This window comes from Acidovorax sp. sif1233, from assembly GCF_019218755.1.
GTDB lineage: Bacteria > Pseudomonadota > Gammaproteobacteria > Burkholderiales > Burkholderiaceae_C > Acidovorax.
The window spans coordinates 224,701-250,083 of record NZ_JAHUWZ010000001.1 but is presented as its reverse complement, the minus strand read 5'-3'; the positions used below and the strand labels follow the sequence as shown (position 1 = coordinate 250,083).

Genomic DNA, 25,383 nt, shown 5'->3' with positions numbered 1-25,383 from the left:
GAAAAATGGAAAAAATGGAAAAGCAGGAACTGCCATGAAAAACAAGAAACTGACAGCGAGAGCAAAGCGCCTGCAGCGGGACACCGCATCCGCCACCTGCGCATCCGTCGGCCTGGACCCGGCGGTGTACAGCGCGGCCTTGCGCTACCTCTTCGACCGCCCCGTGCCCGACAAGAGCGGGCAGGAGTGGTATTGGCTGATCGACGAGCCGGAGTTCGACGCCACGCCACTGCAATGGACACACATCCAGACCGTGCTGTTCGCCAACGCGGGCACCGACCTGGCGCCCTACAGCGACGAGCAGGTGGGCATGGGCCTGAACCATGTGATGAGCAACAACGCGGGCGACATCCCGCACATGGCGAACGACCCCTCGGTGCCCTTGGCCGACGCGATGCGCATGATGCGGGCCCTGCCCACCTTGTGGCGCGACTGCCTCGGCCCGCGCCTGGACACCGGGTCGAGCCCCATCGGGAGCCGAAGCGACCGCCTCTACTTCGTGAGCTACATGTGGTTTGACGTGTGGCCCACGTTCTGGAACGCCAAGGACATCCCTGAATGGCGCGACGCGATGTGGCAGGTGTTCTGCGAGATGCTGGCGATGCCGTTCAGGGCCGCACAGGAGTCCGCATTGCACGGGATCGGCCACGAGGGCGTGCGCCTGAAGCGGCCCAAGGAACTGCAGGCGCACATGGACGCCTTCATCCGCCAGGTGAAGAACGACGACGAACTGAAGAACTACGCCCAGGCCGCCGCGCGCGGAATGGTGCAATGAACAACAAAATACGAAAGAACAATATGACCAACAACAACTACGAACAATACGAAGTGCCGAACGGCGTGCCCGTGAAGATGTGGACGAACGGCGTGCCCGTGGAAGAAGAAGCCCGGAACCAGCTGCGCAACATCGCGCGCCTGCCCATTGTGTTCAAGCACGTGGCGGTGATGCCCGACGTGCACCTGGGAATCGGCGCCACCATCGGCTCGGTGGTGCCCACGCTCAAGGCCATCATTCCCGCTGCGGTGGGGGTGGACCTGGGGTGCGGAATGATGGCGTGCAAGACCACGCTGACCGCCAGCGACCTGCCCGACAACCTCTCTGGCGTGCGCGCCGCCATCGAGCGCGCCGTGCCGGTGGGGATGACGCCCAAACGCTTTGGCCGCGATGAAGGCAGCTGGGATACCCCGCCGGCCGAGACCGACCGCGCATGGTCGGCCCTGGTGGACGAGTTCAAGGAGATCTGCGAGGCGCATCCGCGCATCGAGAAGACCAACAACTACAAGCACCTGGGAACGCTGGGAACGGGCAACCACTTCATCGAGATCTGCCTGGACGAACACCAGTCCGTGTGGGTGATGCTGCACTCGGGCTCGCGCGGGGTGGGGAACGCCATCGGCACCCACTTCATCGAGCTGGCCAAGAAGGACGCCGAGATGAACCAGCGCAACCTGCCCGATAAAGACCTGGCGTACTTCGAGGAAGGCGCGCGGTACTTCGGCGACTACGTGAAGGCCGTGGGGTGGGCCCAGAAGTTCGCCGCCGCCAACCGCGAAGTGATGATGGGCCGCGTGATCGCCGCGCTGCGACAGGTGATCACCAAGCCGTTCGAGACGCATGTGGAAGCGGTGAACTGCCACCACAACTACGTGCAGCGTGAAACCCACTTCGGACAGGACGTTTTCGTGACCCGCAAGGGCGCGGTGAGTGCCGAGCAGGGCAAGCTGGGGATCATCCCGGGGAGCATGGGGGCCAAGAGCTTCATCGTGCGAGGAAAGGGCCACCCCGAGAGCTTCAACAGCTGCAGCCACGGCGCGGGCCGCACCATGAGCCGCACCAAGGCCAAGAAGATGTTCACGATCGAGGATCAGATCAAAGCGACCGAAGGCGTGGAATGCCGCAAGGACGCCGACGTGATCGACGAGATCCCGATGGCGTACAAGAACATCGACGCGGTGATGGCGGCGCAGCAGGACCTGGTGGAGGTGGTGTACACGCTCAAGCAGGTGGTGTGCGTGAAGGGGTAGCCCCCGGGGCCGCACAGTGGCGAAGGGTTGCGGCGAATACTATACTTTTGATAGCTGTTCGCGCTTATCCAATGAGCGCCAAGGCCATTTTTATGCAAACAACAGAACCACAAGAAAATGCCGCACCCAGCCCACCCGGTGGAGCCACACACCCGCGCCGTGGGTGCGGCGCAGGCATCGCCATGACGGAGTTGACCTTGTCCCCCCTCACCCTCGACGGCTCCACCGGCGAAGGCGGCGGCCAGATCCTGCGCACCGGCCTGGCCCTTTCCATGGCCACCGGCCGGCCGCTGCACATCACGCGCATCCGCGCCGGGCGGCCCAAGCCGGGACTGATGCGACAGCACCTGGCCTGCGTGCAGGCGGCCACCGCCGTGTGCGGCGGGCAGGCCGAGGGGGCGGAGCTGGGCTCCCAGACGCTGCGGTTCACACCCGACGCGGTGCGTGCGGGCGACTACCGCTTTCAGATCGCCACGGCGGGCAGCTGCCTGCTGGTGCTGCAAACGGTCTTGCCCGCGCTGATGCTGGCCGACGGCGAGAGCCGTGTGCAGCTGTCGGGCGGCACGCACAACCCGATGGCGCCGCCGTTTGACTTTCTGGAACGGGCGTTTGCGCCGCTGGTGCGGCGGCTGGGGGTGGGGCTGGATCTGCAGCTGCAGCGGCGGGGCTTCTACCCCGCCGGGGGCGGCGAGGTGCTGGCGCACATCACGCCCCCAGTCCAGACCCTGGCCCCGGTGGACGTGCTGGAGCGCGGCACGCTGAAGACCGGGTGGGCCGATGCGCTGGCGCCCGGCCTGGCCCGCAACATTCCCTACCGGGAGCTGGAGACCCTGGGCCAGCGGATGGGCTGGACCTTTGAAGCAGGCCAGTTGCGCCAGCCGCCCACGCGCCAGAACGAGGGGCCGGGCAATGCGCTGATCGCCACGCTGGAGTACGAGCACGTCACCGAGGTGTTCTGCCAGCTGGGCGCGCGCAGCCTGTCGGCCGAGCAGGTCGCCAAGCGGCTGGTGGACGAGGTGCGCGCCTACCAGCGCAGCCAGGGCGCGCTGGGCCCGCACCTGGCGGACCAGTGGATGCTGCCGCTGGCCCTGGCGGTGTGGCGCAGCGGGCAAGCCGCGCGCTACACCTGCACCGAGGTGACGCAGCACACGGCCACCAATGCGCAGACCATCGCGCTGGGCCTGCCGGTGCGGGTGCAGACCACGCCGGTGGACGGGGCCATGCGGGTCGAGATCACACCGGCGTAGCCCGCCCCCCGGGCCCGCCGCGCGGCCGGGGCCGGGGACAACCCCTGCCGGCCGGCCCGCAACCCACAGGCCCCGGCATATCCATATCACCCAGACAGCAGAACAAGTGGTTCAGAATGCGCGTCACACCCCTCTTTGCACCTCACAGGAGACGCCATGAAAGTTGACAACATTCTGCAAACCATCGGCCACACGCCCCACGTGCGCATCAACCGCCTGTTTGGCCCGGCGGCCAACGTGTGGGTGAAGTCCGAGCGCAGCAACCCCGGCGGCTCCATCAAGGACCGCATCGCGCTGTCGATGGTGGAAGACGCCGAGAAGTCCGGCGCCCTGCAGCCCGGCGGCACCATCATCGAGCCCACCTCGGGCAATACCGGCATCGGCCTGGCGCTGGTGGCGGCCGTCAAGGGCTACAAGCTCATCCTGGTGATGCCCGACAGCATGAGCATCGAGCGCCGCCGCCTGATGCTGGCCTACGGCGCGCAGTTCGACCTGACCCCGCGCGAAAAGGGCATGAAGGGCGCGATCGCCCGCGCACAGGAGCTGCAGGCGCAGACGCCGGGCTCGTGGATTCCCCAGCAGTTCGAGAACCCCGCCAACATCGACGTGCATGTGCGCACCACCGCGCAGGAGATCCTGGCGGACTTCCCCGACGGCATCGACGTGCTGATCACGGGCGTGGGCACGGGCGGCCACATCACGGGCGTGGCGCGGGTGCTCAAGGCCAGGTTTCCGAACCTCAAGGTGTTCGCGGTGGAGCCCACGGCATCGCCGGTGATCTCGGGCGGCGCGCCGGCGCCCCACCCCATCCAGGGCATTGGCGCGGGGTTCATCCCCAGGAACCTCGACACCAGCCTGCTCGACGGCGTGATCCAGGTCGATGCCGAACCCGCCCGCGAATACGCACGCCGCTGCGCGCGTGAAGAAGGCATCCTGGTGGGCATTTCGTCGGGCGCCACGCTCGCCGCCATTGCGCAGAAGCTGCCCGAGCTGCCTGCGGGCGCCAAGGTGCTGGGCTTCAACTACGACACGGGCGAGCGTTATCTGTCGGTGGAGGGGTTCCTGCCTGCATAAGTTGCCCCCCTGAGGCGCAACCGCTTGGTGCCACCGCCAGAGGCGGTGTCTCTTCGATGCCGTCCAAGCCTGCGCAGGCAGGCTTGGAGCCGCGGCGTCTCAGCCCCCAGGGGGACGCACCCGGTGGCCTGGCAGAGCCAGTTCCACGGGTGCGCTGGCCTGGGGCGCGCCAGTTTCCAAGGTGCTGCGGGGCGGCCGGCCCCTGGTGCCAGCCCTGAACCCAGCACGTAGCCAAGGCACGGGTTCAGGGCCGAAAGCCTTTTTCGGCCAGCGCAGCACACACCCACGGCCAGCCGTCCTACAGCGGCGGCGCACTGCGGCCCCAACAATCGTTTCACCCTTCGGCCCGCCCCTGGCGGCGCCCCGCGCCGGAGGGCCCCACAACGATTGTTTGCCCATGGACACCCTCCCCTCACAACCCATCGCGTTCAAGGTGCTCACCGTGAACGTGCACAAGGGCTTCACCACCTTCAACCGGCGCTTCATGCTGCACGAGCTGCGCGAGGCGGTGCGCAGCGTGGCGGCGGACCTGGTCTTTCTGCAGGAGGTGCAGGGCACGCACCACCGCCATGCCAGCCGGCTCGCCAACTTTCCGCAGGTGCCGCACTACGAGTTCCTGGCCGACACCATCTGGTCGCAGTACGCCTACGGGCGCAATGCCGTGTATGACAACGGCGACCACGGCAACGCCCTGCTGTCCAAGTTCCCCATCACGCACTACGAGAACCATGACATCTCGATCAGCGGGCCCGAGCGGCGCGGCATGCTGCACTGTGTGCTGCAGCCGCCCGGCCACCACCTGCCCGTGCATGCCGTGTGCGTGCACCTGGGGCTGCAGGAGGCCCACCGCCAGCGCCAGCTGCAGCGGGTGTGCGAGCTGCTCAAGACCTTCCCGCCCGGCGAGCCCGTGGTGCTGGCCGGCGACTTCAATGACTGGCGCCACCGCGCGCACGCCATCCTGCAGCGGGGCGCGGGCCTGCAGGAGGTGTTCGTGCAGGCCTTCGGCCGGGCGGTGCGCACCTTCCCCGCGTCCATGCCGCTGCTCGCGCTGGACCGCATCTACGTGCGCAACGCGGCCGTTCACGCACCCCTGTCGCTGCCGCGCAAGCCCTGGGACAAGCTTTCGGACCACGCACCCCTGGCGGCGGAGATCCTGCTATGAGCCTATCTTCCCGCTCGTTTCGCGCACCACGCTCATCCCGCTGGGTGCCGGGCAACCACTTCGATCTGCTGGAAAACGGCGAGGAGTTTTTCCCCCGGGTGTTCGGCGCGATTGAAAAGGCACGGCGCGAAGTGCTGCTGGAGACCTTCATCCTGTTCGAGGACAAGATCGGCCAGGAACTGCACGCCGCCCTGCTCGCGGCCGCCCGGCGCGGCGTGGAAGTGCATGTGCTGGTGGACGGGTTCGGCTCGCCCGACCTGTCCGACGGCTTCGTGGGCAGCCTGGTCGAGGCGGGCGTGCGCTTTCGCATCTTCGACCCGGGCCGCCGCTTCATGGGCCAGCGCCTGAACATGCTGCGCCGCATGCACCGCAAGATGGTGGTGGTGGACGGCGAGCTGGGGTTCATCGGCGGCATCAACTACTCGGCCGACCACGTGGCGGATTTCGGCCCCGAGGCCAAGCAGGACTACGCCGTGCAGGTGCGCGGCCCCATCGTGGCGCAGATGCACCATTTCCTGCGCGAGGCCGTGCAGGAGGGCGCGCAGCGCCGGCGCCCGGGCGGCGCGGCCGCCACGGGGCGGCCCCACGCGGGCACCGCCCATGCCATTTTCGTGACCCGCGACAACCACGACCACCGCAGCGACATCGAACGCCACTACCGCGTGGCCCTGCGGTCGGCACGCCACCGCGTGGTGATCGCCAATGCGTATTTCTTCCCGGGCTACCGCTTCATCCGCGAGATGCGGCGCGCCGCCAAACGCGGGGTCGACGTGCGGCTCATCCTGCAGGGCCAGCCCGACATGGCCATCGTGCGCACGGCGGCCAGCATGCTCTACGACCACCTGCTGCGCGCGGGCGTGCAGGTGTATGAATACTGCGAGCGGCCCCTGCACGGCAAGGTGGCGCTGGTGGACGACGAATGGTCCACCGTCGGCTCCAGCAACCTCGACCCGCTGAGCCTGTCGCTCAACCTCGAGGCCAACGTGATCATCCAGGACCGCGGCTTCAACGCCCAGCTCCATCGCCGCCTGGCGCGGCTGATGGAGAACAACTGCCGGCAGATCGAGGCCCCGCCGCCGGGGCGGCTGGACGGCCTGCGCCTGCTGCGCAGCTACGTGGTCTTCCACCTGATGCGGTGGTTTCCCACCTGGGCCGGCTGGCTGCCCCGCCACGAGCCCACCATCACCATGGTCCGCAAGGCGCCGGCCCCCGCGCAGCCCGCGGGCGATGCCGCCGGCAACGGCAACGGCAACGGCACCAACAACAACAGCAGCGCGGGCGTGGCCGCCTAGGCGGCCCCGGCATCCCATGGCAGCCACCACCACCCCGCGCCACCCGGCCCTGCCGCCCCTGGCCGCGGGCAGGCAGGCCCCCGGCGCCCCTTCCGGCCGGCGCGGCCTCACCCAGCGCCCCTGGTGGCCGTGGCTCACGCGCGGCCTCGCGGCGGCGTTCTTCGGGGGGGTGGCCTGGCTCATCTTCCGGCAGGCGCGCCTGGTGGACTGGCCCGCCGTGTTGCGCGCCCTGCAGGCGCTGCCCGCCAGCGCGCTCGCCGTGGCGGGAGCGCTGGCCCTGGCCAGCCATTTCACCTACGGCAGCTTCGACTGGGTGGGCCGCCACTGCAGCGGCCACCGGCTCACGCGCCGCGCCACGCTGGGCATCGCGATGACCAGCTATCCCTTCACGCTCAACCTGGGCTCGCTGATCGGCGGCGTGGGCGTGCGCTACCGGCTGTACGCGCGGCGCGGGGTGGACGCGGGCACCATCGGGCAGGTGGTGGGCACCAGCGTGCTGACCAACTGGGTGGGCTACCTGCTGCTCGCGGCGGTCCTCCCCTGGCTGTGGCAGCCCCCGCTGCTGGCCGGCTGGGCCGCCACGCCATGGCAATGGCGGCTGGGCGGCGCGGTGCTGGGCTGCCTGCCCGTGGCCTACGTGGCGCTGTGCGCCGCGCGCGGCGGACGGGCCCTCACGCTGCGCGGCCACGCCTTTCCGCTGCCCCGGTGGCCCGTGGCCTTGTGGCAGGTGGCGGCGTCGGCCACGAACTGGATGCTCATGGGCGCGGCGCTGTGGGCCGTGCTGCAGGGCGCGGTGAGCTACCCCGCCGCGCTCGCCACCGTGCAGCTGGGAGCGGTGGCCGGGCTGGTCCTGCGGGTGCCCGCGGGCCTGGGCGTGCTGGAGGCCGTGGGCGTCGCGCTGCTGGCCCACGGCGCGCTGGGCCAGGACAAGGTGCTGGCGGCCCTGCTGGCGTACCGGGCGCTGTACTACTTCCTGCCCCTGCTGCTGGCCGCGCTGGGCTTTGGCGTGGCCGAGCTGCGCTGGCGCAGGGGCGAGGCCACCGGCGACGGAAGATCCGCATAAAAACCGGTTGCAGCGCTTATCCATCAAGCGGTAGCAGCTATCATTTTTGAAAATCACCTACCCCACGCCAAGGGCGCCCACGGCAGGCACGGGGCCGCGCGCCAGCGGCCCGGTAAAATCACGGCCCCACGACTTTGCACCCCGCCCGATCGACACGGGCCCGCAAGACCATGATCCGCCTCTCCGAAATCCGGCTGCCCTTCACGGCGGCCGAAGACCCCGACGCGCTGCTGCGCGCCGCCGCCGCCAGGCTGCTGGGCCTGGCCCCGGCCGACATCACCCACCTGCACGTCTTCAAGCGCAGCTTCGACGCGCGCAAGGTGGAACTGCTGGCGGTGTACATCATCGACATCACCCTCGCCCAGCCAGAGCGCGAGGCCGCGCTGCTCGCGCAGTTCGCGGGCAACCCGCACATCCAGCCCACACCCGACATGGCCTGGCAGCCCGTGGGCCAGGCCCCGGTCGAGCTGCCCCTGCGCCCCGTGGTGGTGGGCTTTGGCCCCTGCGGCATCTTCGCGGCGCTGGTGCTGGCGCAGATGGGCTTCCGGCCCATCGTGCTCGAGCGCGGCAAGCCCGTGCGCGAGCGCACCAAGGACACCTGGGGCCTGTGGCGCAAGCGCGAGCTGCATGCCGAAAGCAACGTGCAGTTCGGCGAGGGCGGCGCGGGCACTTTCAGCGACGGCAAGCTCTACAGCCAGATCAAGGACCCGCGCCACCTGGGCCGCAAGGTGATGAACGAGTTCGTGAAGGCCGGCGCGCCCGAGGAAATCCTGTACGTGGCCCACCCGCACATCGGCACCTTCAAGCTGGTGAAGGTGGTGGAGAACCTGCGCGAGCAGATCATCGCGCTGGGCGGCGAGATCCGCTTCGAGCAGCGCGTGACGGACGTGGTCGTCGAAGGCACCGGGGAGAACCGCCACCTGCGCGGCCTGAAGGTGCTGAACCAGGCCACGGGCGAGACCACCGACCTGCGCGCCGACCATGTGGTGATGGCCCTGGGCCACAGCTCGCGCGACACCTTTGCCATGCTGTACGACCGCGGCGTCGCCATGGAGGCCAAGCCGTTTTCCATCGGCTTTCGCATCGAGCACCCGCAGGGCATCATCGACCGCGCCCGCTGGGGCCGCCACGCCGGCCACCCGCTCCTGGGCGCGGCCGACTACAAGCTGGTGCACCATGCGCAGAACGGCCGGGCGGTGTACAGCTTCTGCATGTGCCCCGGCGGCACCGTGGTGGCCGCCACCAGCGAGCCGAACCGCGTGGTCACCAACGGCATGAGCCAGTACTCCCGCAACGAGCGCAACGCCAACGCGGGCATGGTGGTGGGGATCGATCCGAGCGACTACCCTACCGACGCCGCCGCCTTCGACACCCATCTGGGCCACACCCACGGCATCGAAGCGCTGCCGCAGGGCCAGTTCCACCCGCTGGCGGGCATCGTGCTGCAACGCCAGCTCGAATCCAACGCCTTCGTGCTCGGCGGGCGCGACTACAGCGCGCCGGGGCAGCTGGTGGGCGACTTCATCCAGGGCACTCCATCGAAGCACCTGGGCGATGTGGAGCCTTCGTACAAGCCCGGCGTGGCCCTGGGCGACCTGCACGCCGCCCTGCCCGGCTACGCCATCGCGGCCCTGCGCGAGGCGCTGCCCGTGTTCGGCCGCAAGATCAAGGGCTTCGACATGCACGACGCGGTGCTGACCGGCGTGGAGACCCGCACCTCGTCGCCGCTCAAGATCGGGCGGGGCGAGAACCTGCAGAGCCTGAACACCCCCGGCCTGTACCCGGCGGGCGAAGGCGCGAGCTACGCGGGCGGCATCCTGTCGGCGGGGGTGGACGGGATCAAGGTGGGCGAGGCGGTTGCGCGTGCTCTGCTGGGCCGTGCCTGACCTGGTGGTGGGATCGCTGCTGTGCTGACGCTCCCGACCCGCGCGCAGTTCGCTGCCGCTGCCCTGGCCATGGCCGCCGTGGTGCTGGCTTCCAACATCCTGGTGCAGTTCCCGATCAACGACTGGCTCACCTGGGGCGCGATCACCTACCCGGTCGCCTTCCTGGTGAGTGAGCTGGTCAACCGCGCCCACGGCCCGCAGCAGGCGCGCCGCGTGGCCTGGGTGGGCTTTGCCGTGGCGGTGGCCGCGTCGCTGGTGCTGGCACCTGCGCGCATTGCCATCGCGTCCGGCACGGCGTTTTTGCTGTCGCAATGGCTGGACATCGCCGTGTTCGACCGGCTGCGCCACGGCACCTGGTGGCGCGCGCCGCTGGTGGCCACGCTGATGGCTGCGGTGCTGGACACGGCAGTGTTCTGGAGCATCGCCTTTGCCGGTAGCAGCGACCCTTGGGTGACGTGGGCGCTGGGGGACCTGGGGGTGAAGCTGGTGCTGGGCGTGGCGCTGCTGCTGCCGTTTCGGCTGCTGGTGGGCCGGGGCGCCGCGCTCCACACCCGGTCGGGTTGAGCTTGTCGGAACCTGGGTGCGCTCGCAGGCTCGCTGATGGGCAGCATGCCTGGTTGAAGGGCGGAGGCCGGGAGTCGCCCGGCGTGCGAGTAACTTTCTTTCGCTTCGCCGAAAGAAAGTCACCAAAGAAAGGGCGACCCTACAGCCTGCGTCCCCACTCGCCCGCTGGGCGAGCGGGGCAACCTGCGGTGCTCGTGCGGGGGGCGCGCTGCGGAACTCGCTGCGCGCTTCGCGCTCCGCTCAGACAACCGCAGCGAGTCAGTCAACGAAGGCGTGTGTCCTTCGGCACACGCCCGCCCCCCGCACTGCGCTCCTCGGCGCATCCTGAAGGGCTGGGGGAGCCAACATCCACACGGGCCATCGCTGCGCTCGGCCCCCGAACGCGCAGGCGCTTTGCGCCGCGACCGCCAGGCCGAGCGAAGCAAAGGCCCGTGTGGCTGTTCGGCTGTCCACCCCCTGCTGGCTGCGCCTGCGGCGGGGCGGCTGCGGGGTGGCATGCGCGTCGGAGCGCGCATGCTTCGTGCACTGACTCGCCGCAGTTGTCTGAACGGAGCGCCAAAGGCGCGCAGTGAGTTCTGCGGCGCACCCCGCAACCGCACCGACGCAGGTTTGCCCCTTCGCAACGCGAAGGGGTCGCAGACTGGGGGTCGCCTTCTCTTTGGTGACTTTCTCTTGGCGAACCAAGAGAAAGTTACCGCGCCGCCGGGCGCGCACCCCGGCTCCCGCCCTCAACACAGGCATGTCGCATCCATCAGCCAAAGAGCCAACCCAGGTTTCGACAAGCTCAGCCCGCGCAACCTGAAGAGCCCCAACCCCATGCGGCGCCGTCGGCACCAGACCCAGCGCCAAGGCCCACGCCTTACTTGCGCTGCAAGAAATCCACCGCCAGCGCCGCCAGCGTGCGCGCACCCACCGGCAGCTGGTCTTCATCGATGTCGAACAACGGCGAGTGGTTGGATGGAGCCTTGTTGAAGTCCGCGCCCTTGGGCGGCGCGCCCAGGAAGTAGAAGAAGCCGGGCGCGACCTTCTGGAACTCCGAGAAGTCTTCCGAACCGCTCACCTTGGGGATGATCATCGCCTTGCCCCCCGTGGCCAGCTTGAGCGCGGGCAGCGAGGCGGCCGTCAGCTCGGCCGGGTTGGTGGTCACCGGGTAGGCCACGGGTCCGAAGCGCACCTTGGCCTTGGCGCCGCTCGACGCCGCGATCTGCTCGGCGGTGGTGGTGATGCGCTTCAAGGCCTCCTGGCGCATGCCCTCGTCAAAGGTGCGCAGGGTGCCCAGCAGCTCCACGTTGTCCGGAATGATGTTGTAGCGCGTGCCGCCGTGGATGGAACCGATGGTGACCACCGCGGGCTCCTGGCTGATGTTGAGCTGGCGGCTCACCACGGTCTGCAGGCCCAGCACCACCTGGCTGGCCGCCACCACCGGGTCCACTGCGTTCCAGGGCGACGAGCCATGGCCGCCGCGCCCTTCCACCTGGATGCTGATGTTGTCCGATCCGGCCATGAGCGGGCCGCTGCGGTAGCCCACCACGCCGGACGGCAGGTTGGCCGTGATGTGCAGGCCGTAGATGGCCTGCACATCCTTCAAGGCGCCCTCTTCCACCATGGCCTTGGCCCCGAAGCTGGGCACCTTGCCGTTGGCGTCGGCCTCCACGGGCGCGCCTTCCTCGGCGGGCTGGAAGATGAACTTGATGGTGCCGGGCAGCTGGGCCTTCATGCCGGCCAGCGCCTCGGCCGCGCCCATGAGCATGGCCACGTGGGCGTCGTGGCCGCAGGCGTGCATCACCGGCACTTCCTTGCCCAGGTAGTTGGCCTTCATCTTCGAGGCAAAGGGCAGGCCGGTGTTCTCGGGCACGGGCAATGCGTCCATGTCGGCGCGCAGCGCCACCACCTTGCCCGGGAGGCCGCCGCGCAGGGTGCCCACCACGCCGGTGCCGCCCACGTTGGTCTGCACCTCCATGCCGAGTTTCTTCAGGTGCTCGGCCACGAGCTTGGCGGTGCGCACCTCCTGGCCCGAGAGCTCGGGGTGGGCATGGATGTCGCGGCGCCAATTGACCATCTTGGGCGCCACCTTGTTCACGGCGGTGTCGATGGCCTGCAGGCCGGCGGCATCGAGCGCCTGGGCGTGGGCCGAAGAGGCGGCGATCAGCCCGCTGGCGGCGAGGCCGGCGGCAAGCGCGATGGCGGAAAGGGGTTTGTGCATGGGCAGATCCATAGGGTGGGTGACAGCTTGCAAGGCTGGAGCAGGGAGCAAAAAGCACGTTCATGCTAAAAGCCGGCACCCTCTTCATGACAAGCGAAAATGGCCATCCAACGAGCCAATACCGCCATGCCGCAGTCACCTTCGTCCTTGCCCCCGAGTCCCGCCAGGCCGCCGGTCTTTCGCGTGGACATTCCGCTGCTGCCCGAGTCCGCCGTGGGCAATGCGCTGCAGTTCATCGACCTGCTGCGCGGCGCCAACCTGCTGGCGGGCCTGCGCATGGGCGCGCAGGCGCCGCGCATGGCCTGGCGGCTGCTCGATGCCGGGGGGCTGCCCCTCGCTTCCCTGCCAGGGCCGCTGGCGGCCTACACGCCGGCCGGGGACACGGCGGCGCCCTCCGCCCCGGCCCACGCGTTGTTCATCCCCTCGTTCCATGCCGCGGACATTCCGGCCATCCGCGCGGTGGCGGCCCGCCACCGCGCGCTGTCGCGGCAGCTGGGCATCGCGCTCGATGCCGGGCAGAAACTGCTCACGGTGGGCAATGGTGCCTGGCTGGCGGCGCAAAGCGGCCGCCTGAACGGGCGCCAGGCCAGCCTGCCCTGGTTCTACATCGCGGGCTTCGAACGGGACTTCCCGGGCATCGGCCACAGCCTGGGCCGGGACCTGTCGGACGACGGCCCCTGGCTCAGCTGCGCGCTGCCGCACAGCGTGAACCTGCTGGCGATCGCCCTGGTGCGCCACGCGCTGGGGGAGGAACTGGCCGCCGCCTGCGAGACCGTGATGGCGCCGGACCACCAGCGTGCGCGCGCGGCCCTGCAGGCCAACGCGCAGCAGCACATCCCGGCCACGCGCGACAGCACCCTGGCGCGCGCCATCGCCTGGATGGAGGCCCACCTGGACCAGCCGTACTCCCTGGCCCGGCTGGCCGAGGCAGCATCGGTGAGCACGCGCACGCTGCTGCGGCACTTCCAGCAGGAGCTGTCGCAGTCGCCGCTCGACTACCTGCACGGCCTGCGCTGCCGCCGCGCCAAGGTCATGCTGGAAGTGACGCTGGAGAGCGTGCCCAGCGTCGCCGTGGCCTGCGGCTACGCCGACCCGGCGGCTTTCAGGCGCATCTTCGCGCGCTACACCGGCATGGCGCCGGCGGAGTACCGCAAGCGCCATGCGCTGCGCGCGCCGCGCAGGCGCTGGCGGGTGGAAATATCGTGACCGCCCTGTGGCGCCGGCTTGGCCGCGCCAGCCTTGGACGCCGCGCTTCACTCCAGGGAAGACGCCCTTGTCTAGCGCGGCAGCGCGTTGCCAGCCGGCAGGCGGAACGCCTCCACCAGTTCGGCCAACTGCTGCGCCTGCGCGCGCAGACCCTGCGCGGCGGCGGAGGACTCTTCCACCAGCGCGGCGTTCTGCTGCGTCATCTGGTCGAGCTGCGAGACCGCCTCGCCCACCTGGCTCAGGCCCGTGGTCTGCTCGCGCGCGGCGGTGCTGATCTCGCCAATGATGGTGGCCACCTGCTGCACGGAGCTCACGATCTCGCCCATGGTGCTGCCCGCCGCGTGCACGAGCTTGGCGCCCTCGTCCACCTGGCGCACGCTGTCGCTGATCAGGCCGCCGATCTCCTTGGCCGCCGTGGCCGACCGCTGGGCCAGGCTGCGCACCTCGCCGGCCACCACCGCGAAGCCCCGGCCCTGCTCTCCGGCCCGGGCCGCTTCCACGGCGGCGTTGAGCGCGAGGATGTTGGTCTGGAACGCGATGCCGTCGATCACGCTGGTGATGTCGGCGATGCGGCGGGACGACAGCGCGATGCCATCCATGGTGCCCACCACGCGGTCCACGGCCTCGCGCCCGCGCTGCGCCACGCCGCTGGCGCCCGTGGCCAGGCTGCTGGCCTGCGCGGCGGCGTCGGCGCTGTGGCGCACGGTGGCCAGCAGCTCCTCCATGCTCGCGGCGATTTCTTCGAGGTTGGAGGCCGTGTGCTCGGTGCGGGCCGACAGGTCGCTGTTGCCCGCCGCGATCTCGCTGCTGGCCCCGGCCACGGAAGTGCTGGCCTGGCGCATGCCCACCACCAGAGCGGCCAGGCGTGCCTGCATGCCGCCCAGGCGCGCGAGCAGCGCCTGCAGCTCGTCGCGGTTGCCCGCGCCCGGGGCCGGCACGGCCGAGGTCAGGTCACCTTCGGCGATGCGGTCGGTGACTTCGGACGCACGGGCCAGCGGCCGCAGGATAGAGCGCGACAGCAGCCAGGCACAGGCCAGGCTCAGCAGCAGCCCCACCACGGAACCCGCCGCCAGCAGGGTGATGCCCTGCCGTTCGCTGCGGGCGGCGGCATCGCGGGCCTCGGCCACGCGCTGGCGCTGGAAGTCGGCCAGCTGGTTCACGGCCGCCGCATAGGCATCAGCCGCCGGGCGCAGGCGCGTGGCGATGGCGTCGGGCGGCAGGGCCTCCCCGTCCTTGCGGCGCTTGACAAGGTCGTCGCGCACGGTGCGAAAACCATTGCCGGCCTTGTCGATGGCATCGAACAGGGCCTGGGACTCCGGGTCCGCCGCCAGTTCGTCCAGCCGCTTGCGCACGTCGGCGGACCGGGCAGAGGTGACCTTGCGGTCGGCATCGATGCGCGCCGCGTAGGCGGGGTTGTCGATTTCCAGCAGGGTTTCGGCCCGCACGGAGCTGAGCACCACGATGGCGTGCAGCTCGCGCGCCAGCAGTGCGCGCTCGGAGGAGGCGCCGCCCAGGTCGTCGGCGATGTCCTGCAGCCCCGCCAGCCGCCAGATGCCGACGGCGGCCGACAGCGACATGACCAGGCAGACAACGCCAAAGGCCAGGGCCAGGCGGACCGCAACACGCGCGTGGGAAATGGACATGGAGTGCTCTCGTGGGAATGAAGGTCAATGATGCAACCGCGCGCCGCACGGCATGCGGGCCTGGGTCGCCACCACCTTATCGACACAAGGTGACAAGCCCTTGAGCCTTGCCACGAGGCGGCCTGCCCACCCCACCAACAAAAAGGCCGCCGCGGGGGCTCCCGCGGCGGCCTGCAGGGGCCGAGGCCCGAGCCGGATCAGCCCTGCTACTGCTGCTGCGCATTCTGCAGCGCGGCAATGCGCTCTTCAATGGGCGGGTGCGTGCTGAACAGCTTGCCGATGCCGCCGGCGATGCCCATGGCGGCCATGCTCTTGGGCAGCTCGGCCGGGTGCATGCCACCCAGGCGGGCCAGGGCGTTGATCATGGGCTGGCGGCGGCCCATGAGCTGGGCGGCACCCGCGTCGGCGCGGAATTCGCGCTGGCGGCTGAACCAGGCCACGATCATGGCGGCCACAAAGCCCAGCAGGATGTCGAGCACGATGGTGGTCACGTAGTAGCCGATGCCGGGGCCCGAGCTGCTCTCGTCGTTCTTGCGCAGGAAGCTGTCCACGGCGTAGCCGATGACACGCGACAGGAACACCACGAAGGTGTTCATCACGCCCTGGATCAGCGTCATGGTGACCATGTCGCCGTTGGCGATGTGGGCCACCTCGTGGCCGATCACGGCCTCGACCTCTTCACGCGTCATGCCCTGCAGCAGGCCGGTGGACACCGCCACCAGCGCCGAGTTCTTGAACGCGCCCGTGGCGAACGCATTGGGGTCGCCCTCGAAGATGCCGACTTCGGGCATGCCGATCTTGGCTTCGGTGGCGAACTTGCGCACGGTCTCGACGATCCAGCGCTCGTCGGGCGAGCCGGAGCCGTCGATCACGCGCACGCCCGAGGTCCACTTGGCCATGGGCTTGCTGATGAGCAGCGAGATGATCGCGCCGCCAAAGCCCATGACGAGCGCGAAGCCCAGCAGCGCGCCCAGGTTCAGCCCGTTGGCCGTGAGATAGCGGTTCACGCCCAGCAGGCTGGCCACCACCCCCAGCACGACAACGACGGCCAGGTTGGTCATCACAAATAACAGGATCCGCTTCATGGAATGAATTCTCCGTGGGGTCAACAACAACAGTGTCCGCTGGTCCAGATGGGGGCCGGGGACCGCGCTTCAAGCGGTACGCCCTCGGGCGTGGCGGGCCGCTGCAGCCCCCGCGCCCGCCGCCCATGGCCGCGATTTCATCGCGCTATGGTAGGTGCAAACCTGTGGTGCGGCCTTATCACACAAGCCTTGACGGGAATTAGGGAGCGGGTGCAGCGCGCGGCGGACGGAACACCTGGGCGTCGGCATAGAAGCCCGGCACCTCATTCGCCCGCCACCAGCCGGGCACGCCCAGCACCGGCAGGGGGGTGAAAGGCTTGGCGTCCCAGGTGGGGGATTGCACCCGCCGCGCGAGCCAGGCATCCAGACCCGCTATGGATTCAATAGCTGCAGGCGCTGGATAGACGTGCGCCACCATGGGTTTTCGGGGTGCCACCAGCTTCTCCAGCAGCGCATGTCCGAACAGCACCAGCCGGGCTTCGCGCCACAGCGGGCGCAGGTCGACGAACAGGCGCTGCCAGTCGCGCGCCCGGAGCGCATCCCACAGTGCGTCGGGCGCCTGCAGCAGCGCGCCGTTTTCATCGAACACCGTGAGCGCATCGCGCAGCGGCCCGCGCACCGCCTGCACGCCGTCGGCGGCGATGGCCTGGGCCTGCAGTTCGTTCAGGCGGCGCTTGGTGAGCGGGAAATGCAGCCACACCAGGCCGTTGAAGAAGTCGTGCAGGTTGTCGCGCGTGGGCACGCGGCGGGTGTCCCAGATGTACTGCTCGTAGGCCACGCCGTCGGGCAGCGCGGCCTGCGGCGCGAACAGCATGGGCACCGCGCCGGGCGCCGCGGACTGCAATGCCTCGTGCACCGCGCCGCCGCCCTGCACCTGCCGCGCGATGGGCTGGCCCAGGCCGCGCCACGGCGCCAGCCAGGGAGCGCTCCAGTCGATGGCGTCGAAGGAGGGGCTTACACCAGCCGCCACGGCAGCGCTTCACCGGAGCGCAGGGGCTTGAGGTTGGCCTCGCCGAAGACGAAGCTCTCGGGCGGCGTCCAGGATTCGCGGCGCAGGGTGATGGTGCCGGTGTTGCGCGGCAGGCTGTAGAAGTCGGGGCCGTGGAAGCTGGCAAAGCCTTCGAGCTTGTCGAGCGCACCGGCGTTGTCGAACGCCTCGGCGTACATCTCCATGGCGGCATGCGCGGTGTAGCAGCCTGCGCAGCCGGTGGCGTGCTCCTTGAGGTGCGCGGGGTGTGGCGCGCTGTCGGTGCCCAGGAAGAACTTGGCCGAGCCGCTGGTGGCCGCCTGCACCAGGGCCACGCGGTGCGTCTCGCGCTTGAGCACGGGCAGGCAGTAGTAGTGCGGGCGCACGCCGCCGACGAAGATCGCGTTGCGGTTGTACAGAAGGTGGTGCGCCGTGATGGTCGCCGCGGTGAAGCGGCCGGACGCCTGCACGTAGTCGGCCGCGTCCTTGGTGGTGATGTGCTCGAAGACGATCTTGAGTTCGGGGAAGTCGCGGCGCAGCGGGATGAGCTGCTGGTCGATGAAGACGGCCTCGCGGTCGAACAGGTCGATGTCGCTGCTCGTGACTTCGCCGTGCACCAGCAGCAGCATGCCGGCCTTCTGCATGGCCTCGAGCGTCTTGTAGGTCTTGCGGATGTCGGTCACGCCCGCGTCGCTGTTGGTGGTGGCGCCCGCGGGATAGAGCTTGCAGGCCACCACGCCCGCATCCTTGGCGCGCACGATCTCGTCGGCGGGCAGGTTGTCGGTGAGGTACAGCGTCATCAGCGGCTCGAACTGCACGCCGGCGGGCACGGCGGCCAGGATGCGCTGCTTGTAGGCCAGGGCCTGCTCGGCCGTGGTCACGGGCGGGCGCAGGTTGGGCATGATGATCGCGCGGCCGAACTGCGCGGCCGTGTGCGGCACCACGGTGGAAAGCGGCTCGCCGTCGCGCACATGCAGGTGCCAGTCGTCGGGCCGGGTGATGGTGAGGGAGTCGATGGGGGGGTGGAGGGCGGCGGTCATGGGCAGCATTGTCCCATCGGCTTTGGAACTATCAATTTGATAGCTTCCGGCGCTTGACAAACAAGGGCCAGCAGCGAAAACAATCACAAACAGCAGGCCAGCACGACCTCATTCAGCCGTGATGCCCGCCTTGCGCACCACCTCGCCGAATTTCACGAGGCGCTCGGACATCATCTTCTCGAAGGCGGCGGGCGCCATCTCTTCGGGGGCGATCACGCCGCGCTCCTTGAGGTTGGCCAGCATCGCGGGCGAGGTGGCGACCTGGCGCACGGCCTTGTACAGCGTCTGCACGATGGCATCGGGCGTGCCGCCGGGGGCCGCCAGGCCTGTCCACGAGGTGAGATTGAGCTCCGGGTAGCCCACCTCGGCCATGGTGGGCACATCGGGCAGTTGGGCCAGCCGCTGGTCGGCCGCCACGGCCAGGGCACGGACCTTGCCGGCCTGCACGTGCGGCAGCATGATCACCAGGTTGTCGAGGATGAACTGCACCTCGTTGGCCAGCACGGCCGTGATCAGCGGCGTGCCGCCACGGTAGGGAATGTGGGTGGTGAAGGCGCCGGTGGCGGCCTTGAACATCTCGACGTTGAGCTGGCCCATGCTGCCCACGCCGCCGCTGCCGTAGTTGAGCTTGCCGGGGTTCTTCTTGGCGTAGGCCACGAACTCGGCGAACGTCTTGAACGGCAGGCTGCTGTGCACCACCAGCGCGTTGGGCTGGCGGCCCAGGATGGCGATGTTCTCGAAATCCTTGACCGGGTCGTAGCCCACCTTGGGCTGGGTGAGCGGGTTGGCCAGGTGGCTGCTTTGCGACGACACGACCAGCGTGTAGCCGTCGGGCTTGGCGCGCGCCACGTACAACGCGCCCACCGAGCCGCCCGCGCCCGCGCGGTTTTCCACGACGATGGGCACGCCCAGCACGCGCGAGAGCGGCTCGGAATACTGGCGGGCCATGATGTCCACCGACCCGCCGGGCGGGAACGGCACCACCAGGGTGATGGGGCGCGAGGGGAATTTCTCGTCCGCCTGGGCTGCTACCGGCGCCAGGCCCGCAAGGCCCAGCCCCAGGCCGGCGGAGAGAACATGGCGGCGGTTGAGTTGTGTGGAATGCATGGGGTCTTCTCTCGAAAAGGAATGGGGAGGGATCAGGGATGGTCCAGGATGGCCAGCGCCACGGCCTGGGCACGCGGCACGAAGGTGGACAGCTCGCAGTACTCGCGCTCGGTGTGCGGGTGGCCGCCCACGGGGCCGGTGCCGCACAGCGTGGGCGCGCCCACGGAGGCGGTGAGGCCGCTGTCGGCCGCGCCCCCGGTGAATTCGCCCTGCACCTCGAAGCCCAACGACTGGGCGCCGCGCTGGTACAGCGCCAGCAGCGCGTCGGGCGTGGGCTTCATGGGCAGCGTGCGGCGCGATTCGGTGATGCGGCCTTTGGTGCGCGGCACGGATTCCTCCTCCACGATGGCGCGCACCCTGGCGAGCAGTTCCTCGGGGTCGGTGTCCGAGGTGAAGCGCAGGTCCACCGCGGCCTTGGCGTGCGGCGCCACCATGTTGGGCACGATGCCGCCCTGCACCACGCCCACGTTGGCGGTGGTGCCCGTGGCGGGGTCGGTGAGTGCGTGCAGCGCCAGCGTCTTGCGGGCCAGGGCCTCGATGGCGCTCGCGCCCGCCGCGTGGTTGATGCCGGCGTGGGCGGCGACGCCCTCCACCTCGAACTCCACCACCATCGAGCCCTTGCGGCTCGTCACCAGGTTGCCGCTGACGCGTCCCGGCTCGGCGTTGAGCACCGCCTTGACGCCGCGCGCCTGGGCCATGATGCGCTCGCGCGTGGCGGGCGAGCCGATCTCCTCGTCGCACGAGAAGAACAGCTGCAGCGGCCCCTGGAGCCCGCCGCAGCGCGCGAAGGCCTCGGCCACGAACACGTTCATCACCAGGCCGGATTTCATGTCAGCCACGCCCGGGCCGTAGGCACGGCCATCCTCCACGCGGAAGGGGCGCCGCGCCACGGTGCCCGCGGGGAACACGGTGTCCATGTGGCCCATGAGCACGATGGGCGGGCCGTCGGTGGCGCCAGGAACGTGGGCATGCAGCAGCACGCCGTAACCCGGTACGGGCTCGAACCGCACGGCCACGCTGGCGGCCTCGAGCCGCTCGCGCAGGGCGGTGGCCACGGCCGTCACCCCCGCCTCGTCGCGGCTGCCGCTGTCGATGTTCACAACTTTCTGCAACAGTTCTTGCATGGCCTGCGACTGGCCAGCGAGCCAGTCCAGGATGCGCCGGCGCACCTGGGAGCCGCTTGCTTCAAGGGTATCCTGCATCTGTGTCCTTGGGTCCTGCCCCTGAACGCGGGGCGAAAATTGGTCCGAAGTGTTGCACGCGCTGCCTCTGTTTGCAATACATTTTTCATAAAAGAGACATTCATGAAATCATCATTGCAAGAATCCGCCGGCCTGCTGACCGAGCGCCTGGCCCGCCAGGGCGCCGAACTCACGACCACCGAGCGCGCGCTGGCGGAGGCGCTGGGGCGCGACTACCCGCACGCGCTGCTGGAGTCCGCCACGGCGCTGGCGGCGCGCAACGGCACGAGCGCATCGACGGTGGTGAGGCTGTTCGCCAAGCTGGGCTATGAAAGCTATGCCCAGGCGCAGCGCGAGGCGCGCGGCGAAGTCACGGCGCTGCTGCAAACGGCCGGCCAGCGCGCACCGGTGACCATCGGCACGGAGCGCAGCCTGCAGCAGTGCCTGGACGATGCGCTGCTGCACGACCAGCACAACATCGCCGCCACGCGCGACGGCCTGGACATGGCGGCCTTTGAGGCCATCGCCCGGCGCATCGCCCAGGCGCGGGGCCGCCTGTTCGTGCTAGCCCAGATCAACAGCGCGCCCGTGGCCGCGTGGCTGGCACTGCACCTGAACATGTGCCGCCCCGGGGTGCATGAGCTGGGCGTGGGCGCCGTGGCGACCACCGACCAGCTGCTGTGGGTGCAGCCCGAGGACACGCTGCTGGTCTTCAGCATCCGCCGCTATGCGAGCGGCCCGGTGAAGGTGGCCCAGCGCTTTCGCGACGCGGGCGCACAGGTGCTGGCCATCACCGACAGCGCGGCCGCACCGCTGGCGCGGCTGGCCCAGCACCGGCTTCAGGTGCGCACCTCCAACGCATCACCGTTCGACTCGTACACCGCGGCCTTCTTCCTGTGCAACGCCCTGGTGTCGGCCGTGGCCCAGCTGCGCCACAAGGCCGTGTCCGAGGCCCTGAAGCATCGCGACGACCTGTGGACGGATTTTGAGTCGCAGCTCATCGTGGAGGGCAGCCCGCCGGCCGGCCGGCGGGGCAAGCGTTAGCCTGGGCTCCTTGGCATTGCATGCGCCCATAAAAAAAGCGCTCCGAAGAGCGCTTTTTGCTTTTAATCCTGAACACCTGCACGCCACTCGCCGCATGAAACTGGCGCGGCCCAAGCCAGTGCCACCGGGGAACTGGCTTTGCCAGGCCACCGGTGGCGTCCCCCTGGGGGAAGGCGCCGCAGGCGACTCAGGGGGAGCCATCAGTGCTGCAGGATCTTGTTGAGGAAGTCCTTGGTGCGCGGCTGGCGGGCGTCGGGGTTGTTGAAGAAGTCGTCCTTGGAGCAGTCTTCCAGGATCTTGCCGCCCACGTCCATGAAGATCACGCGGTTGCTGACCTTGCGGGCGAAGCCCATTTCGTGGGTCACGCACATCATGGTCATGCCTTCGTTGGCCAGGCCCACCATCACGTCCAGCACCTCACCGACCATTTCGGGGTCGAGCGCGGACGTGGGTTCGTCGAACAGCATCACGATGGGGTCCATCGACAGCGCACGGGCAATCGCCACGCGCTGCTGCTGGCCGCCCGAGAGCTGGCCCGGAAACTTGTCCTTGTGCGCCATCAGGCCCACGCGTTCGAGCATCTTCAGGCCACGCTTCTTGGCGTCGTCCGCGCTGCGGCCCAGCACCTTGATCTGCGCGATCGTCAGATTCTCCGTCACCGACAGGTGGGGGAACAGCTCGAAATGCTGGAACACCATGCCCACGCGGCTGCGCAGCTTGGGCAGGTCGGTCTTGGGATCGTGCAGGCGGATGCCGTCCACCGTGATCTCGCCCTTCTGGAAGGGCTCCAGCGCGTTGATGGTCTTGATCAGCGTGGATTTGCCCGAGCCCGAGGGCCCGCACACCACCACCACTTCACCCTTGTTGATGGTGGCCGAGCATTCATTGAGCACCTGCACGGGGCCATACCACTTGGATACGTTCTTGAGTTCGATCATTTCTTTCTCCAATCTCTTCTCTCGTCACTTGTTCAGGGCGCTGCGCATGAGACCGATCCGGCCCCATGCGAGGACGCCGTGGAACTGGCTTTGCCAGGCCACTGGCGTCGTCCCTCTCGGGGGAAGGCGCCGAAGGCGACTCAGGGGGGGCTACCGAATAATTGCGATCTTCTGGTGCAGGCGCTTGACCATCCAGGACAGCGCGTAGCACATCACAAAGTACAGGACGGCGGCCGCCAGGTAGGCCTCGATGGGCCGGCCGAAGTTCTTGCCGGCCACTTCGAAGCCCTTGAGCATGTCGTAGGCGCCGATGGCGTAGACCAGCGACGTGTCCTGGAACAGGATGATGGTCTGCGTGAGCAGCACCGGCAGCATGTTGCGGAACGCCTGCGGCAGCACCACGAGCTTCATGTTCTGGCCATACGTCATGCCCAGCGCCTGGCCGGCATGCACCTGTCCGCGCGGGATGGACTGGATGCCGGCGCGCATGATCTCGCTGAAATAGGCGGCCTCGAACGCGATGAAGGTCACCACGGCCGACACTTCCGCGCCGATGGGCCGCCCGATGATGGCGGGCACCAGCAGGAAGAACCACAGGATCACCATCACCAGCGGAATGCTGCGCATGCCGTTGACGTAGATGGTGGCGGGCACGTCGAGCCATTTCTTGCCCGACAGGCGCATGAGCGCGAGCACGGTGCCGAAGATCACCCCGCCAATGGTGGCCACGAAGGTGAGCAGCAGGCTGAAGTACAGCCCCTTGAGCACGAAATTGGAGATGAGATCCCAGTTGTAGAAGGAGAAGTCGAGATTCATATCAATGACCTCCGCCTGCGCTGCTGGCCACGACCATGCCCGGGATGCGCACGCGCTTCTCGATGAACGCCATGATCCGGTTGATGGCAAAGGCCGAGATGATGTAGAGCGCCGTCACGGCCAGGTACACCTCGATGCCGCGCGAGGTTTCTTCCTGCGCCTGCATGGCGAACATGGTGAGTTCGGCCACCGACACGGCAAACGCCACGGACGAGTTCTTGAAGATGTTCATCGTCTCGCTGGTCAGCGGCGGGATGATGATGCGAAACGCCATGGGCAGCAGCACATAGCGGTAGGTCTGGAACGTGGTGAACCCCACCGCCAGGCCGGCATAGCGCTGGCCGCGTGGCAGCGTCTGGATGCCCGAACGCACCTGCTCGGCGATACGCGCCGAGGTGAAGAAGCCCAGGGCCAGCACGACCAGTGCAAACCCCGGAACGCCCTTGAGCACCGGGAACAGGCTCGGCAGGACGTGGTACCAGAGGAAGATCTGGACCAGCAGCGGAATATTGCGGAATAGCTCGACCCAGGCATTGCCCAGCCGAACGATCACCGGCCGGTCCTGCAGAGTGCGCAGCGTGCCGATGAAAGAGCCCAAAACAAGTGCCAGCACAAGTGCCAGCAGAGAAACAGACACCGTCCAGCCCCAGGCAGACAGCATCCAGTCCAGGTACGTGATGTCGCCGCCCTTGCCAAAGCAGCTTTGCACGACTTCCCGGTCCATGGTGTCCTGGCAGAACACCTGCCAATCCCAACTCATAGGAGCACCCCTTTAATTCTTGGTGTTGCGTTGGCCGCTACCGCTCGCGAGCCCAACAAAAAAGCCCCTTCAAACCGGCTGGCCGAAGGGGCACAAGCGCTCAGAAGATCACTTCTTTGCGTAGTCTTCCATGGGCTTGTCGTTAGGCGATGCCCAGGCGGCCTTGGTGGCATCGGAGATCGGCAGGCCGATCTTGGTGTTGGTCGGCGGCACGGGCTGCATGAACCACTTGTCGTACAGCTTGGCCAGCGAACCGTCCGCGATCTGGCGCTTGATGGAGTCGTCCACGGCCTTCTTGAAGGCTGCATCGTCCTTGCGCAGCATGCAGGCGATGGGCTCCACGCTCAGGACTTCACCGACGATCTTGTAGTCGGCGGGGTTCTTGGACTTGGAGATGTTGGCCGCCAGGATGGAGGCGTCCATCACGAAAGCGTCAGCGCGGCCCGTTTCCAGCATCAGGAAGCTGTCAGCGTGGTCCTTGCCGAAGACTTCCTTGAAGTCGATGCCGCCAGCGCGCTCGTGCTTGCGCAGGGTCTGCACCGACGTGGTGCCCGTGGTGGTGGCGATGGTCTTGCCGTTCAAGTCCTTGATCGACGTGATGCCCGAGCTGGACTTCACGGCGGTGCGCACTTCTTCCACATAGGTGGTCACGGCAAACGCCACGTCCTTCTGGCGCGCTGCGTTGTTGGTGGTGGAGCCGCACTCCAGGTCCACGGTGCCGTTGGTCACCAGGGGGATGCGGTTTTGCGAGGTGACGGGCTGGTACTTGACGTCCAGCTTGGGCAGGCCCAGCTGCTTCTGGATGTCGGCCAGGACGACTTCGCCCATTTCGGTGTGGAAGCCCACGAACTTGCCGTTGCCCAGGGTGTAGGAAAGACCCGAAGACTCGCGCACACCCAGCGTCACGCTGCCCGAGGCCTTGATCTTGGCCAGGGTGTCGGTGGCCTGAGCGAAAGCGCTACCTGCAGCCAGGGCGGTCACGGCAACCGCGAGCAAATGCTTCTTCATTGGTATCTCCTTGTGTGTGAAGCGAAAAAAGGGATGGATTCTAGAGATTCGACCCTGCCGGGGGTACCGGCA

The 25,383-nt window shown here is 68.5% G+C and carries 22 protein-coding genes; 11 read left to right on the top strand and 11 right to left on the bottom strand.

The genetic code is table 11. The features are described from left to right. Positions 1-34 precede the first annotated feature (34 nt). The 9 genes from KW843_RS01150 (at position 35) to KW843_RS01110 (ending at position 10,313) form a co-directional block, all read left to right on the top strand. The gene (locus tag KW843_RS01150) at positions 35-775 is read left to right on the top strand and encodes a hypothetical protein (protein ID WP_218293271.1); all 741 of its coding nucleotides are present in this window, start codon (positions 35-37) and stop codon (positions 773-775) included. Positions 776-798: 23 nt separating this feature from the next. Next, on the top strand, positions 799-2,025 hold the full coding sequence (locus KW843_RS01145; RefSeq protein WP_218293270.1) for an RtcB family protein: 1,227 nt from the start codon (positions 799-801) through the stop codon (positions 2,023-2,025). Between the two features lie 182 nt (positions 2,026-2,207). Then, entirely contained in the window at positions 2,208-3,272 is a 1,065-nt protein-coding gene (rtcA, locus tag KW843_RS01140) for an RNA 3'-terminal phosphate cyclase (RefSeq protein WP_218293269.1), read from the top strand. Between the two features lie 156 nt (positions 3,273-3,428). After that, positions 3,429-4,346: a cysteine synthase A gene (cysK, locus tag KW843_RS01135; RefSeq protein ID WP_218293268.1), complete on the top strand. Its 918-nt coding sequence runs from the start codon at positions 3,429-3,431 to the stop codon at positions 4,344-4,346. Between the two features lie 397 nt (positions 4,347-4,743). Continuing rightward, positions 4,744-5,508 carry an endonuclease/exonuclease/phosphatase family protein gene (locus KW843_RS01130; RefSeq protein WP_218293267.1) on the top strand — a complete coding sequence of 255 codons (765 nt, stop codon included), beginning with the start codon at positions 4,744-4,746 and terminating at the stop codon, positions 5,506-5,508. Then, positions 5,505-6,800, top strand: coding sequence for a cardiolipin synthase ClsB (gene clsB / locus KW843_RS01125; protein WP_218293266.1), 1,296 nt, complete (start codon positions 5,505-5,507; stop codon positions 6,798-6,800). Before KW843_RS01130 ends, clsB begins: the two co-directional genes overlap by 4 nt. Before the next feature lie 16 nt (positions 6,801-6,816). Beyond that, entirely contained in the window at positions 6,817-7,863 is a 1,047-nt protein-coding gene (locus tag KW843_RS01120; RefSeq protein WP_218293265.1) for a lysylphosphatidylglycerol synthase domain-containing protein, read from the top strand. A 170-nt stretch (positions 7,864-8,033) separates the two neighbouring features. Continuing rightward, on the top strand, positions 8,034-9,749 hold the full coding sequence (locus KW843_RS01115; protein WP_218293264.1) for an NAD(P)/FAD-dependent oxidoreductase: 1,716 nt from the start codon (positions 8,034-8,036) through the stop codon (positions 9,747-9,749). 69 nt (positions 9,750-9,818) lie between these two features. After that, positions 9,819-10,313, top strand: coding sequence for a VUT family protein (locus KW843_RS01110; protein ID WP_255591300.1), 495 nt, complete (start codon positions 9,819-9,821; stop codon positions 10,311-10,313). An 859-nt stretch (positions 10,314-11,172) separates the two neighbouring features. Here KW843_RS01110 and KW843_RS01105 read toward each other — a convergent pair. Then, entirely contained in the window at positions 11,173-12,516 is a 1,344-nt protein-coding gene (locus tag KW843_RS01105; protein ID WP_218293262.1) for an amidohydrolase, read from the bottom strand. A 126-nt stretch (positions 12,517-12,642) separates the two neighbouring features. On the opposite strand from KW843_RS01105, the gene KW843_RS01100 reads away from it, so the two are divergent. Continuing rightward, a complete protein-coding gene (locus KW843_RS01100) occupies positions 12,643-13,722 on the top strand; it encodes a GlxA family transcriptional regulator (protein WP_218293261.1) in 1,080 nt (359 codons plus the stop codon). A 71-nt stretch (positions 13,723-13,793) separates the two neighbouring features. Here KW843_RS01100 and KW843_RS01095 read toward each other — a convergent pair whose 3' ends face one another. The 6 genes from KW843_RS01095 to KW843_RS01070 all read right to left on the bottom strand — a co-directional run bounded on the left by KW843_RS01095 (position 13,794) and on the right by KW843_RS01070 (position 20,766). Next, the gene (locus tag KW843_RS01095; RefSeq protein ID WP_218293260.1) at positions 13,794-15,365 is read right to left on the bottom strand and encodes a methyl-accepting chemotaxis protein; all 1,572 of its coding nucleotides are present in this window, start codon (positions 15,363-15,365) and stop codon (positions 13,794-13,796) included. 206 nt (positions 15,366-15,571) lie between these two features. Next, the gene (htpX, locus tag KW843_RS01090; RefSeq protein ID WP_218293259.1) at positions 15,572-16,450 is read right to left on the bottom strand and encodes a protease HtpX; all 879 of its coding nucleotides are present in this window, start codon (positions 16,448-16,450) and stop codon (positions 15,572-15,574) included. A gap of 199 nt (positions 16,451-16,649) precedes the next feature. Beyond that, positions 16,650-17,420: a DUF3025 domain-containing protein gene (locus KW843_RS01085; protein ID WP_218293258.1), complete on the bottom strand. Its 771-nt coding sequence runs from the start codon at positions 17,418-17,420 to the stop codon at positions 16,650-16,652. Next, positions 17,405-18,457 (bottom strand): dihydroorotase, encoded by a 1,053-nt coding sequence (gene pyrC, locus KW843_RS01080; protein ID WP_218293257.1) that lies wholly within the window; start codon positions 18,455-18,457, stop codon positions 17,405-17,407. The genes KW843_RS01085 and pyrC overlap by 16 nt, the downstream gene beginning before the upstream one ends. A gap of 108 nt (positions 18,458-18,565) precedes the next feature. Next, the gene (locus tag KW843_RS01075; protein WP_218293256.1) at positions 18,566-19,564 is read right to left on the bottom strand and encodes a tripartite tricarboxylate transporter substrate binding protein; all 999 of its coding nucleotides are present in this window, start codon (positions 19,562-19,564) and stop codon (positions 18,566-18,568) included. 32 nt (positions 19,565-19,596) lie between these two features. Further along, positions 19,597-20,766, bottom strand: coding sequence for a M20 family metallopeptidase (locus KW843_RS01070; protein WP_218293255.1), 1,170 nt, complete (start codon positions 20,764-20,766; stop codon positions 19,597-19,599). A gap of 102 nt (positions 20,767-20,868) precedes the next feature. On the opposite strand from KW843_RS01070, the gene KW843_RS01065 reads away from it, so the two are divergent. Continuing rightward, positions 20,869-21,789, top strand: a complete 921-nt coding sequence (locus tag KW843_RS01065) for a MurR/RpiR family transcriptional regulator (protein ID WP_218293254.1) — start codon at positions 20,869-20,871, stop codon at positions 21,787-21,789. A gap of 200 nt (positions 21,790-21,989) precedes the next feature. On the opposite strand, the gene KW843_RS01060 is transcribed toward KW843_RS01065, so the two are convergent. From KW843_RS01060 to KW843_RS01045, 4 genes are all read right to left on the bottom strand, one after another. Then, positions 21,990-22,727: an amino acid ABC transporter ATP-binding protein gene (locus KW843_RS01060; RefSeq protein ID WP_218293253.1), complete on the bottom strand. Its 738-nt coding sequence runs from the start codon at positions 22,725-22,727 to the stop codon at positions 21,990-21,992. Between the two features lie 150 nt (positions 22,728-22,877). After that, positions 22,878-23,543: an amino acid ABC transporter permease gene (locus KW843_RS01055; RefSeq protein ID WP_218293252.1), complete on the bottom strand. Its 666-nt coding sequence runs from the start codon at positions 23,541-23,543 to the stop codon at positions 22,878-22,880. A gap of 1 nt (position 23,544) precedes the next feature. Beyond that, positions 23,545-24,303, bottom strand: coding sequence for an amino acid ABC transporter permease (locus KW843_RS01050; RefSeq protein WP_218293251.1), 759 nt, complete (start codon positions 24,301-24,303; stop codon positions 23,545-23,547). Positions 24,304-24,411: 108 nt separating this feature from the next. Continuing rightward, positions 24,412-25,311: an amino acid ABC transporter substrate-binding protein gene (locus tag KW843_RS01045; protein ID WP_218293250.1), complete on the bottom strand. Its 900-nt coding sequence runs from the start codon at positions 25,309-25,311 to the stop codon at positions 24,412-24,414. Positions 25,312-25,383: the final 72 nt, after the last annotated feature.